This is a genomic window from Xanthobacter sp. BG11Y11_SDJG (assembly GCF_057364445.1).
The window spans coordinates 1-13,742 of record NZ_JBNFNU010000080.1 but is presented as its reverse complement, the minus strand read 5'-3'; the positions used below and the strand labels follow the sequence as shown (position 1 = coordinate 13,742).

Genomic DNA, 13,742 nt, shown 5'->3' with positions numbered 1-13,742 from the left:
CTCGCCGGGATCGGCCACCTCCTCCGGGGCCGGCAAACCGGCCCGATAGAGCCGGACCAGCGCCGCGGCCAGGTGCTCGGGCGGATGCGCGGCGAGCAGCGCAAGGCCGGCGCCGGCATCCTCTTCATTCGGCGCATCGGTCACCACCGGATCGCGCAGCATGCGTTCGTGGTCGAGCGTGCGGATCTCCTCGGAGGTCGGTGGACCCGACCATGAGGGCTTGATGCCCAGCCCGCGCAACTGCTCCTCGGTGCGGCGCCGGCGGAACGGCGGCACCAGCAGCACGCTCACGCCCTTGCGGCCGGCACGGCCGGTGCGGCCGCTGCGGTGCTGCAGGCTTTCCGCATCGTTCGGCAGGTCGGCGTGGATGACGAGGCCCAGGTTCGGCAGGTCGATGCCGCGCGCCGCCACGTCGGTGGCGACGCAGACCCGCGCCCGCCCGTCCCTGAGCGCCTGCAAGGCGTGATTGCGTTCGTTCTGGCTCAGTTCTCCGGACAGCGCCACCGCGGAGAACTGCCGCTCTTGAAGCATGGCGTGCAGGCGCCGCACGGCCTCGCGCGTGTTGCAAAACACGATGGCGCCGGGGGTGTCGTAGAAGCGCAGCACGTTCACCACCGCATGGCCGATCTCGGTCGGCGCGACGCGCATGGTGCGGTATTCGATGTCGGCGTGGCCGCCTTCCGCGCTCGCCACCTCGATCCGCAGCGCGTCGCGCTGATAGCGCCGGGCAAGCGTGGTGATGGCCCGCGGCATGGTGGCGGAGAACAGCAGGCTGCGCCGCTCCGGCGGGGTGGCGTCGAGGATGAATTCGAGATCGTCGCGAAAGCCGAGGTCGAGCATCTCGTCGGCCTCGTCGAGCACGCAGACGCGGAGCGCGGAGAGGTCGAGGCGGCCGCGTTCCAGGTGATCGCGCAGGCGGCCGGGCGTGCCGACGACCACATGGGCGCCCTGGTTCAATTGCCGCTGCTCCTGGCGCGGATCCATGCCGCCGACACAGGAGACGATGCGGGCGCCCGTGCCCGCATAGAGCCAGGCGAACTCGCGCTGGACCTGGAGCGCCAGCTCGCGCGTGGGCGCCACCACCAGCGCCAGCGGCGCGCGGGCGGCGGCAAACCTCTCGGCGGGACCCAGCAGCGTCTCGGCCATGGCGAGGCCGTAGGCCACGGTCTTGCCCGAGCCCGTCTGGGCGGACACCAGCAGGTCGCGGCCGGAGGTCCCGGGCGCCAGCACGGCGCGCTGCACCGGCGTCGGGTTGGTGTATTCGCGTTCGGCCAAAGCGCGGGCGAGCGCCGGGTTCGTCAGGGTGAAGGGCACGGCGGGTTCCACCTATCTCGCAGGATCGTCAGGCGTCGAAGGGGAGCCGTCGGAGCGTTCGTGAAACGACTTCCTAACGGGCCTCGCGCGCCGATGCCACTGCCGCGGATGCCGCGCTGGCGTCCCGCCCCATGTTGCCCGCCGGTGCCGCCAGCGGGCAGCATTACGCCCATTAAATGAATATCTCGTCGATCAGCCACTCGACGAACAGGTCGACGAGCGCGTCCGCACGATTTCGCGGGCGGACGAGCCAGTACGAGGTCTGACTACTCGCATCCAGGGGGGCGCTGCTCCGCGCCCAGGCGGCCGCGCTGGATTTCCTGGTTGAAGAAGCGGCGCGTCTGATCGTTGGGCTTCACGCAGGAGCTCTGCACCAGCCGAAGGCCTTCCGCCGCGTTCTTGGCGAATCCAGGCGGATCGCCAAAGTAGAGCGATCGGCCCAACAGCGACATCGCGTCCGCATCCCCCGCATCGATCGCCCGGCGCAGCAAGGCTTCTCCACCGCGGAGGTCCTGCGCAAGCCCGTCTGTCCCGTAGAGCAGCATCGCCCCGGCGTCGCGCATGGCCGTGACATAGCCGGCATTGGCCGCCTCGAAGAAATAGACGAACGCCTTGCGGGCGTTAGGCTGCACGTAGACGATGCCGCCCTCGTTGTAGATCCCGCGATAAAGGACGCCTAACTGCCGCTTGGCCGGCAGTGAACCTGCGCCAGCGGCGGTATCCCAAAGCCCTTGGGCCATGCCCATGTCGGCGAGCGCTCCGGCCCGGTTGCCGCTTCGCCCGCGGTCGAGGGCGCGCCCGGCATAGGCTCGCCCGAGCTGAAACGTGAAGCGGCGTTGATCGCGCGCGTCGCGCGCCTCGGCGCGAGCACGCGTGCAGACGTCGATGCCCTCGGCCATGCGCTGCGCCACCGGTGCCGAGCTGAAGGTGCGCCCGGGCTGGAACGGCAGATCGGGATCGCCCTCCAGGGCGAGGAGGAAGTCGCACTGTTGGCCCGCATCGAATCCGCTCGGTTCCACGAGCGTCGGCGGCGCGACGGGAGCTCTCGGAGGCTCGGTGCTGGGCGCCGGAGCGGGCGGGAGACGGGTCACGCTCACCTGCCGCGTTTCCAAGGTGCCGCCCGCTGTGGTGGCGATTGCGATCGCCCCGGTCTGGGCGGACTGCTGCGGCAGAGCCGCGCTGTCGACGGTGAGGACGTAGTGCCTGCGGGTGCCATCCTCGGCCAGAAGGCGCACGCGCAGCCACGGCACGGAGGCCGAGAGATCGGCGGCCGGCGGCGCCCGCAGCAGCCATCCCTCGAACGGGCGAACCCAGGCGGCGCGCCTAATTTCCGCATCGACGGCCGCCGGAGCGAACACGTTGCGGCTGGTTTCCCGGAAGTGCGGCGCGCTCGCCAGGGTGAGTTCGTAGCCGTGGCGTCCGCTCCAGGCCAAGCCGGCTGCAAGAGCAAAGACCGCGAGCACCAGCAGCGCCGCCCAGGCTGGCGCGGGCAGGCGTCGCACGCTCGTGTCGCGTTGGCCGGCGGGGGAGGTGGCCCTCTGTTGCGGCTCCATCCGCAGTTCGCGCGCCTTCGGGGGTGTGGGCAGCGGCGGCAGAGCAGGTGGGGGAGAGGGAGGAAGTTGCGGGAGAGGTGGCGCTGACGCCACCGTCGGCTCGGGCGCGGACGAGGGTGCGTCTGCGCTGCGCGAGAGCCGGACGGCGCGCGGCAGCGCTGCCGAGCGGGTCAGTGCCGGCCACGAGACGGTGCCAAGGCTGCCGGTTCTGTCGTCGAGAATCTCGACCGTCACCAGTTCGGCGATATGGTCCACCACCTCAGGACCGACGCGGACCTGCGTGCCCGCGCCTCCATCGACCGGGCGGGCCTTGATCCAAGTGAGGCCAGATTGCCAGCCGTCGGGACCGAGGTCGCGCGGCTCGCCCTCGAGGCGGCGAAAGGCGAGCAGAACAGGCGCCTGCGTCACCGGCCGGCCGAGGTCGATCAAGGCATGCCCCGGCCCCTCGGCCTCATCTTCGATCACCTGAAGGCCCATCGTCCCCCACCCTGCCTAGAAGCAGTCCGGAATCGCGTCGCTCGCCCGCAGCCCGCGGGATTCGAACGCGGCATCGAGATTTCTGCGGACCCGGATGCGATAGGTATCGCTCGCGCAGGCCCGGCGGAAAAGGTCGAGCCCCCGCCGGGAATCGGCCGGAACGCCGCGATCGCCAAAGTAGTAATAGGTGCCGAGATTCACCGCCGCCGGCGGATAGCCCGCCTCGATCGAGCGCTCGAGCCAGAGCAGGCCCGCGGGCACATCCTTGGTGAGCCCCGGCTTGCCGGCTTCCACAAGCAAGGCGCCGGCGCTGCTCATGGCGACCGGATTGCCGGCTTCCGCGGAACGAATGAAGTATCTGAGCGCCTGGGGAAAATTAGGCGGAACGAAGTTCAGGCCGACCTGCGTGTTGAAATACTCATTGTTCAAGAGCGCCAGATAGTTCAGGGCAAGTGGCGAGCCGAGGCCGGCGCCGACATTCCACCAACGCGTGGCCTCCGCCATGGCCATCCGGGCCCCAGCCGGGTCGCCGGCGCGCGCAAGCGCGAGGGCCCGGTCGGCATAGGCCGCGCCAATCTGCGCCGCGTAGCGCCGTTTCTGCCGTGAATCCTGGGACACTTGGTAGGATTGCTCGCATTGCTGAATGGCGAAATCGATATCTGTCGCGGTCGGCAGGGTCGGGAAGTCCGGATTGTAGAAGGCGCCACTCGGGGGGCGATCGGGATCGAGCATTCCGGCGGTGCGCAGGTCGCACTCGCGCAGGGCATCGACCTGGGGGGGCGGGGCGGCCGGGCGCCGTGGCGGCGGGGCAGGCACCGGTTGCGGCTGCTGCTGCGGCAGGCGCTGGACCACCACCGGCTGGACCGAGACGATCTCCCCGCCGGGACCATGAACCAGGAGGTGCGCGGTCAGTTGCGCCGACCATTCCACCGGTAGGCCCGATGCCAGCGGCGTGATGCGGAAGACCGCCTCGGACACGTCGTCTTTGAGGCGGTCGACCTTGATCCAGGGGGTGGCGGCCCTGAAGCCCGCCGACACACCGAGCGACCGACGGAGAAGCCAGCCTTCGAATACCCGAGCCCAGCGGACGCGCCGCACCGTGACGGTCACCGAATCGGGATCGAAGCTGGTGGCCTGGGTCTGCCGGAAGTGTGGCTGGCGATCATATGCCGCTTCGTAGCCGTAGAAGCCCAGCATCGCCATAAGCGCTGGCACAAGCACCAGAAGCGACAGCAACAGCAAGGCGACGAGAAGCGTGCGCTTTCTTTCTGCGCCGGTGGCGTCGGAAGACGGGACTGTGTCGCTTGAAGCGCCCGCCGGTTCGGCGGCTTTTTCTTCCGCCTTGGGGGCGTCCAGGCCGAGAACGGGCGGCACCGGCAGGGGAAGGGGCGGCGCAATCGGAGGAGGGGGAGGGGGCGTTTCGGGCGGAGCGGTCTCGGCGGGGCGCTTCTCTGCCACCAGGCGTCGTCCCGAAAGCCCGGCCATATGCGGGATGGACGGCCACGCCACAGTGCCGACGGGGCCAACCCCGGCGAGCGTCACCTCCACCCGCACCAGCTCGTCGATGTGATTCACCACCGCCGGTCCCACGCGGACGATGCTGCCACCCGGCGTCAGCGGCTCGGCATCGAGCCAGGCTTGGCCAGACTGCCAGCCATCCGGACCGAGGTCCCGCGTGATGCCGTCGGAGCGTCGGAAGGACAGGCGAACCGGCGTTTCTCCGGCAGGTCGCCCAAGATCGATGAGGGCAAAGCCCGGGCCGCTGGCATCATCCTCACGCACGCTCAGGGCCATATCCCACCCGTTCCCTTGCCGCGGTCCCGCGATCCGCAGTATCGCGGTGGCCTCCTGTGCCATCGGCTCTGCCGTTTGGGTTGGCAGCGCGCGGCCGATCCATGACAGGCATCAACCGTGCCGGTTGCACCTGCCACGCCTCAGTTCAGCACCTGTGCCCTGGCGCGTTCAATTCCACAATGACATCTTCGCCCAATCGGGAGAAAGGTTCGTCCGAGCCTGCCCGGGTCAGGGCACGCGGTCGTAGCATTCCGGCAGCACGCTTCGGGCGCTGCGACGATTGCCCCGGAACTTTTCTTCGAGATGGTTTCGCGTTTCGGTCATCCATTCCAGTCGCGCGCAAGCGCGGCGATAATAAGCAAGTCCCTGATCTTCACGTTTCTGAACGTCTCTTCGACCGAAATAATAAAGTGCACCAAGATCAAGCAGGGGCTGTGTGTAGCCTAGATCGGCAGACTGCTTGAGATACTTGATGCCGGTCTCGAGATTTTTGGCCCCGCCGTCCTCGATGAGGCGTGTTCCGGCATTGCGCAAGCCCACGGCATATCCACCTTCGGCGGATGCGAGAAAATAGACGAAGGCGGCGCGTGTGTCCTTCGGGACAAAGGCATAGTTGTTTGCCTTGCTGTTGAACCAGCCGTCATAGAGCAGGCCGATCTCATTGCTGGCCACGGCAGAGCCGCGTTCCGACGCTTTGGTCCACCATTGCCGCGCGGCCTGCATGAACGATTGGGCAGCATTGGTGTCGCCCGCTCTGGCGAGGGTCACCGCGCGGCTGGCCGTCGCATATCCGGCCTGCTGCTCCATGCGGCGCTTCTGGATCGGGTCGCCCGCCAAGCCCGCGGCAGCGACGCACTTGGCGATCGCGATGTCTTCCGTAGCCCGATCGGCCAGGGGAAAGGGTGCCATGGACGCCGGGACGGTTGTCGGGCGATCGGGATCGAAGATCGCCGAGGTGAGTTCGTCGCACCGGCGCACGGCATCGCTGGGAGCAGGATCGCTCGACGCTGCCACGGATGGCGGTGCCTGGGCCGGCTTGCTGAGCATCGTCGCCCCAAAGCCCAGAATGGCCAGGAACGGAATCACGGCCGCGGTGGCGGCGATAAGCCACTCCGTGCTGATGCGCGATTGCCGCTTGTGCGTCTTGGGAGCGGCTGCGTCCGGAACCGGCTCCGGGACGGGCGCTTCGCCCTTCGCAGCCTCCGCCGGCTCTTGGAGCCCCGGATCGCCAGACAGATGTGGCGCCGGTGCCGCGGCGGTTTCGGGCTGCAGGTCGGATGCCACCTCCCCCGCCCTCGCGAGAACCGGCGGCGGCTCGGACTCCCGGCGAGCAGCGCTGCCGCGGAAGGATGTGACGTAAGGGAGGGTGATGACGTGGGGAAGTCGTCGTGCGGGGAGAGAGCGGTGTCGGCGAGGGAAGGGGCTTCGCGCGAAGGCCTGGCGGCTGGCGCCTCGACGCCGGCGGTTGCGCAGGCGCCTCTCGGATGAGCGGCAACGCTTCCGGCCGCTCCGGCGCGGCGAAGCGCGGGCGCCGGAAGCCGGCAGGCAACACCTCGGCCACGGAATGGAGAATGCTTGGCCACGCGATGGTGCCGACGACCCCGTCCTCAGCGGTGCGGATTTCAATCGGGACAAGCTCGGCGATGTGGTTGACCACCTCCGGCCCGACCCGCACCGAGCTTCCGCTGGCCGACACCGCCTGCGTCTCAAACCAATGGACGCCCGACTGCCACCCCTCGGGGCCGAGGTCGCGCGGCTCGGTATCGAGGCGGCGGAAGGCCAGGCGCACCTTGCCGGCGACCGGACCGCCGAGATCGATGACGGCATACCCCGGCCCGGTGTCGAAATCCTCCGTGACGCGCACCGCCATGGCCGTGCCTCAGGCCTGCGGGATCGGCCGCAGGACGTCGAGGACAGCCTTCAGCCTCGCGTTCTGCTCCAGGTCGATGGTAATGCCCGCGACATCCTTGGCATTGTCTTCAAGCACCTTGTAGAAGCCGTGCTGCCAGTCGACGGCGTATGTCTCGGCAAAGTTGCGCGGCGTTTCGGTCAGACCCGATGCGTCGAAGACCATCGGCGCAGCCGCGAACGCCTCGCGTTCCCCGTCGTGCGTCACGACCATTGGGCGCTCCGAGGATGGCTGCCGCGAGAGGCCGAAATCGCCGACCAGGTCATTGATGAGGGTGGCTGCGATGACGGCCACCTTGTCGCTCGACTGCTCGATCTTGTCGAATGCGAGCAGCGCCCGCAATTCTTCGGCGATGCGCTTGTGGAGCGCGGAGCGCTGGGCGAGGCTCATCAGCTCGTTGACGATGGTTTTTGCCGCCTCCGCATCGAGCCCAGTCATCTCCAGGAACGCGTCGTTCTCCGGTATCCGGCGCAACTGCACCATCCAGCGCGAGAGCGCCGCATTTGCGAGGCGCAGCTCTCGCTCGTCCTCGCCGCGCGCAGGCGCCGTCGGTCGCGCCGCGTTGGGCGCCGGTGCGAGGCGCGCGCCAGGGCGCGGTCTGGCGGGGGCGGACTTCAGCATGTCCGGCGCGGCTGCATCGTTGGTCGCGGCGGCAACCCGCCCGGCACCCTGCAGGCTGTTGAACAGGAAGTCCGCGAGGTCGATGGGATCGATCACGAGGGTGCGGAGCAGGGAGCCGAAGGTGCCGCGGTCCAGCGTCACGTCGAGGCAATCGAACAGATGGTCCGCCGCGATGCGCTTGGCTTCCAGACGCTGGGCGATGTCCGTGTCCTGGTAGAAGCGCCGCAGAAGACCGTGCAGGTCTCGGGCGACCTCGTCGAGGCGTCCGGAAATCTGGTTCAGCTTGAGCTGCGGATGGCAGATCGGCACCAGGTTCTCGACGATGTAGCCGATGCCGCCGTCATTCAGCTTCAGCGCCTCGTCGAACGCGCGCGCGGGGCTCGCGAAATGCTCGGCCGCCTCGGGCAGGCCGATGAAGCCTTCGCGCAAGGCGGCGATGCGTTCGGTCTTCTCGTCGAGGAACGCGACCTCGCGCCGGTCCTCGTAGCGGATGATCGCCTCGGCCGGATAGTTCGGGTTGCGGAACCAGAAGGTGTTGCGGAACGGGGCATCCGGCGTCCAGCGCCGCGGCCAGGAATGGGCCTTGCCGAAGTAGCTCAGCAGCGACGCCTCGATGCGGTTGCGAAACCTCAGGCCCGGCTCGGTGCCGGTGTCGCCGGCCTTGTCCACGAAATGGGTGTCGAACCAGGTCAGCACCAGGAACAGCAGCGTCGGCCCGCCGCGCCGCGCCTCGGGGGTGCGGCCGTGGGTGGAGCCGATCCAATCGTTCACGAGATCCGGCAGCGTCACCACCTCCATGACGCTCGGGCGGATGCAGAGCAGCATGGAGGTGAGTTCCTGCTCGGCCACGTACCGGTCGAAGAGATAGGCGATCTTGCCGCGCAGAAAGGTCTCCTTCAGCGCGTCCTCCTTCTCCTCGAAGAACACTTCGAGATGGACCTTCTGCCGGCTGCGGGCGCCGGGGAAATCGAGCAGATCGGTGTCGTCGAAGAACGGGCGCGGCCGCTCGTTCATCTCGATCTGCAACTCGGCGGTGAGGGCGGCGGCGCGGGCTCGGGGCAGCCGCACCTGGGCGCCGCTGGCGGAGCGCAGCTCCACCGTATCCCCGCCCTCGTCGGCAAGGCCGGCCAAGGTCGCTACGTCCAGTATCGAGCCGGTCCGCGGGATCAGGGCCGCGATCGGCGCGAAGGCTTCGTCGGGCCGGCCGAGCCTCGCGATGGCATCCGCGAGCGCGGTATAGATGCGGGTGAATGGCGCGTGGCCGCCCCACAGCAAGCTGAACAGCTCGGCGCGCCCGGCGAGGTCGAGCTGGGGCACCAGGCGGCGCGCGTCTTCCAAACGGCCGAGGCGTCGACGCAGGCGGCGCGCCGCCGAATGCTTCTGGCAGTACTCCTCAAGGTCCAGGACATCGTCCTCGGTGAGGCCGCTCGGGGCCGGCGCGCGGCGCGCCAGAGCGGACAGAGCGGAGGACAGCCGCCCGGGATCGGGAACGCTTTCCTTGGTCTGGTCGCCGTCGAAGAAATAGCTGTTCGCCAGAATCTTGACGACATCCATCTCGGTCAGCAATCGCAGCCGGACCGGGAAGCCCGCCGGGGCGGGCACGGCGGGGCGGCGGATGGTGAAGCGCGTGACGAGGCCGGTGGATTCCTTCTCGCCGATCGGGTTGATCTCGGACAGAAAGTCAACCGGATCAAGGCCATCGAAGCGGGCCTTCAGCGGGCCGACCGCCGGGCGCGCCAGCACCTCCACCAGGTAAGACTTTCCGGCCTGGCTGGGGCCGAACACCCCGACGCACATGGGGCGCTCCGCGGCCTTGGCGAGGCGCTCGGCCCGCATGGCGCCCTTGCGCAGCGTGCGGGTGAGGCTCTCGCGCTCGCGGGCCACGAGTTCGGCATTCTTCTCGTCGTTCACCCATGCTTCGGCGATGCGGGCGCTCTGGGCAACGTCCTGGCACCGGCGGGCGAGGTGCTGTGCTGACGGGTCGGTCATGAAAGGTCCTCAGCCCACGGAAAGGATGCCGGTGTCGAGCCAGTATCCCTGGTCACTGTTCAAGGTGTTGAGCACCAGCTCCATCTTGGCGCGGACGTCCACGCCCTTGGCGTCGAAGGCGCTCTCGATGCGGAACTCCTCCTTCATGGATTCCGCCCGCAGCACGGCGTCGGGAATCTCCGCGTCGCGCTGGTCGTCGCCATTGCGCTCCAGCACGATCTCGATCGGCCGGCTCACCCGCGCCACGTCGAGACCGGGACGCATGCGCAAACGGTAGAGCGGTGAGGCGATCCAGCGCTCCAACGGCAACTGCCGGTAGCCGAGCCACATGGGCGCGTAATAGGCGAATGTCGCACGCTGGCCCGCGCTGCCGCGCCGCTGGTCGAGGTCGATGTCGCGGAAATAGAGCTTGGAGTTGAGCAGGCGGCCGTCTCGCTCCATCTCGCCGATGTATTTGGCGGTCGAGCGCAGCCCGAGCCGGGCGGTGAAGATCGTGAAATTGGTGATCTGGCTTTCGGCGAGGGCGCACAGCATTCCGCCCACCGCGGTGGTGGTCTTGGGGTCGCCGATGCGCCGGTTGTCCGAGCTGCGGAACGGGAACCAGCCGCCGGTCTTGTAGAGATGCAGCGGAATGACCCGCTCCGGCCGGATCGCCAGCTTGTTGACGATGAGATCCACCACCGCTGGCAGCCGCGACGGCCGGCCCGACAGCAGCAGAACGTCGCAGTCCAGCTCGTTGATGGCCTCGCACATGTTGTTCACCACGTGGTCGAGCACCGAGTGCACGACCTGAGCGATGATCGCGTCGTCATGCTGGAACAGGCAGTCGGCAACGGCGAAATCCGCCGCGCCCTGCTCGCGCGCAGGCAGGTCGATGAAATCGGTGATGCGCCTGGGCGGCAAGGCGAGGCGCGCAGTCTTGTTGCTCGCTCCAGCAAAGAAGTCGGTGAGCGGGCGCGGACCCGGCGGCACGTCGGTCGCCGCCCCCCGCTGCTCCGCCTCGGACAGGATCTTGAGCGCGATCGGCTCAAGGACACGCAGCACGAACTGGCGGCGCAGGTGCTTTTCCTGCTCCGCCATGTTGGCGCGATCGCCGCCAAACCGTTCCAGCAGGAAGCCGCGGGGATCGGGGTGTCCGGTCTCGGCCAGGCGGGTCTGGATGGCGGGCAGGACGAGGCGCTCCACCACGCCCTTGAGGATGTCGTCTCCCGCCGTGCGGAATCCTTCGCGAAAGTTCTGGGTGGGCTTGATGGCGCGCCCTTCCAGATAATAGGTGGTGATCATGAGGTCCGAGGTGCCGCCGCCGACGTCGATGGAGGCGATGCGCACCGAGGGCTCGGGCACGGCGGCCGGCGCCGGCTGCTGCTCGGGCTCCGAGAACGGACGCTTCTTACCCATCAGGCGCATCAGCGCCTCGGTCGAGCCTCCCAGCTTGCCCGTGATCTCTCCATAGAGGTACACGAACTGCACGCAGCTGGCCTCGTCCCAGCTCACGTGCACTTCGGGCAGGACGAGGCCCGGCGGCGGGTCGTCCCACCAGCCCATGAGCTTCCAGACGAGCTTGACCGCCCCCTCGGCCCGCGAGCGCATGAGCCGCTGTTCCTGCACCGAGATCGCCGGCGGCAGGGTCATGATGATGCGTCGGAGCTTGCGCGGGGAATCCTTGGTCTTGCGCTGCTCGCGGACCGCCGGATTGTTGATCATGCTGAGTGCATGGCAGAGGATTTCCGCCACCATGAAGGTGAACAGCGAGGAGCGCGAGAAGGACAGGCGCGTTGCCCCCAGCCGGTCGTCGGCGCTGACCGGAAAGCCATAGCGCTTGCGGTCGATCTCCAACTGCTCGATCACGTCGCCCTTAAGGTTGACGAACTGGCGCAGCGCCCGGTCGATCAGCGGGCTCGTGCCGTCCGCGGCGTAGTCGCGCTCCGGAAAGCGCCACTCCTGGTTCACCGCCTTGACATCGCACAGGTAGCGTTTCGGGCTGGACAGGCCGGTGCTCGCCTCGTTGCCCTGGGCGCCCTGGCGGAAGCGGGCGGCCTCCGGCCCCACCCGCACCGGGCTGGGCCAGAAGAAGGCCCGCGCCCGCGCCGACCGCACCGACAGGTGTTGCCGTCCGAACCTTGCCTCGGAAAACTCGATATGGCTTTCGAACGGCTCGGTATAGGTGCGCTCCGGCTCCGACAGATCGCGCAGCCCGAGCACCAGGGAATTGTTGAGATCGACGCTGTCGTCGTTGGGATGGGATTCGATGAGGATGCCGCAGGTCCGGCTATTGCCCACGTCGAGGATAAGGTCGACCGAAACGGGCTTGATGATGGGATTGGCCGAGACCGTATCCACCAGCCGGATGATGCGGGGCTTCACGGTGATCGACAGCAGCTCGAGAAAGGCAAGATAGCGGGCGCAATCCTCCAGCGCATGGGGGAAGTCGCTGGCCCGCAGCGGGCGGTCCGGATTGAGCGCCTGCTTGAACTCGCGGAACATTTCGGAAAGCCAGGCCGGCACCCAGTCCTGGAATCCGGCCAGCAGCTTGCCCTCGTCTCCGGGAATGGGCGCGCCGAGAAACCAGGCGATGTCGGCGAAGGAATAGGCGAAGCGGAACTCGTGGTCGTTCGAGGCGTCCTCGCGGCTCGGCGCGGTGTAAGGCCGGTTCTGCCGCCGCTCCATCAGTTCGGTGTCGAAGGCGAAGATGACGCGGTGGCTGATCGCGCTGCCCGATCCGCGCTCCGGCGCCTCCACCACCCGCACGCGCGCCCAGTTGGTGGGGCCGTGGTCGAGCGCCTCCACCCCGCCGGCGCGGCTCTTGATGCGCAGCATGGGCACCGGCACCCACTTCTCGCTGAACACCTCGAGGGCCTTGCGCTCGTCGATTGTATAGGTGTGGTCCGCGGGCAGCTCGGGGCCGTCATAGGCGCGCGACGGATTGGTCTCGTCCCAGGCGGTGATGAGTTCGTAGGTGCTCTCGCCGTCGGAGCGGCCGACCTCCCGCTCGATGAACCTGCGGGAGAAGCGCACCACCTGGTCGATGTTGAACCCGTACTCCACGAACTGGATGCCGCTGTTCGGCACCAGCCGGATGGTCGGACCAAAATCGACGAGTTTCGCGTACATGTCCCCCAAACTCCTATCCTGGCGCAAGCGAACTTTGAGCGGCGCCAATCCACCATAGATTCAATCCGTCACGAAACTCCTGGGGCGAGGGCGCGGAGTTGACGATTGTAACGGCACCTCCGATTACCGTCTCTGTGGCGCAATCAAAGGAGAGTTAAAATCAAAAAGAAAAGCAGTCCGACCGCGTATGGGCTCAATCTTTCCCGAAACCGATTTTATCGTCCGCCCGTCAACACGCAAAATCGCGGTGAATGGAACGGGATTACGTAAAGATTCATCGTACAGACGAAAGAAATTCGCTTCCACGCGATAAAGACCAGGAGGAACTGGGTCATTTGCAAAAATGACATGCTCGACTGGCCTGTCTGTCGTCCGACCGCCCGCATTAAGATCGTCGCTAACCAGGCTCCCGCCACATGCCGACGGAATACCGTTCACCAGGGGTGAATTGAAATAGAGTTTTCCGTTGGGGCAATGGACGACCAGATCGAGATCGCTCCTGCCATCCCAAGCCAGAGTGATTTCAACTCGGCCACGCGGCATCTCGCGCGTGCGGTCCAGGATTTCCTGCTCAGGCACGGGCGTGCTTGCGTCTCGCGGACGAGGCGCCGGCGGCGGCGGACACTCGACGCTGCAGCGCCCGGTCTTCTCGGCCAGGGCCAGTTCGCGCGCCTTCAGCTGGGCTTCCGCCGCCCGCTGCTCGGCTTCCACCGCCTTCAGGGCCGGACTGTCGGTGATGGCGGGACAGTGATCCGGCAGGATGTGCCGCAGCACGCTCGGCCAGAGCGGCCCGAGGCCGCAGGACAGAAGCAGCCGCGCGGCGAGCGCCAGCGCCAGCAGCGCGAACAGGACAACAGCCAGGATGCGCAGGATCTTCCGCCGCAGGCGGCCGGGTCCGGGGGAGGGGGCGAAGACGGAGGTGGCGGCAGGCGCGTCGGGCGGCGGCGGGCCGTCTCCGCCCGACGCAGCGCCCG

The 13,742-nt window shown here is 67.9% G+C and carries 6 protein-coding genes and 1 pseudogene; all 7 read right to left on the bottom strand.

The features are described from left to right. Positions 1–1,314: DEAD/DEAH box helicase (locus AC2W7M_RS09470; protein WP_486131913.1), on the bottom strand; the 1,314-nt coding region annotated here is incomplete at its 3' end. A gap of 266 nt (positions 1,315–1,580) precedes the next feature. Next, a complete protein-coding gene (locus AC2W7M_RS09465) occupies positions 1,581–3,344 on the bottom strand; it encodes a tetratricopeptide repeat protein (protein ID WP_486131912.1) in 1,764 nt (587 codons plus the stop codon). 15 nt (positions 3,345–3,359) lie between these two features. Continuing rightward, complete coding sequence (locus AC2W7M_RS09460) at positions 3,360–5,138, bottom strand: tetratricopeptide repeat protein (protein ID WP_486131910.1); 1,779 nt, start codon at positions 5,136–5,138, stop codon at positions 3,360–3,362. 228 nt (positions 5,139–5,366) lie between these two features. After that, positions 5,367–6,422 carry a tetratricopeptide repeat protein gene (locus AC2W7M_RS09455; protein ID WP_486131908.1) on the bottom strand — a complete coding sequence of 352 codons (1,056 nt, stop codon included), beginning with the start codon at positions 6,420–6,422 and terminating at the stop codon, positions 5,367–5,369. Positions 6,423–7,017: 595 nt separating this feature from the next. Beyond that, complete coding sequence (locus AC2W7M_RS09450; RefSeq protein ID WP_486131906.1) at positions 7,018–9,657, bottom strand: virulence factor SrfC family protein; 2,640 nt, start codon at positions 9,655–9,657, stop codon at positions 7,018–7,020. 9 nt (positions 9,658–9,666) lie between these two features. Further along, on the bottom strand, positions 9,667–12,768 hold the full coding sequence (locus tag AC2W7M_RS09445) for a virulence factor SrfB (RefSeq protein WP_486131904.1): 3,102 nt from the start codon (positions 12,766–12,768) through the stop codon (positions 9,667–9,669). A gap of 123 nt (positions 12,769–12,891) precedes the next feature. Further along, positions 12,892–13,742: pseudogene (locus AC2W7M_RS09440) on the bottom strand (hypothetical protein); the annotation flags it as partial.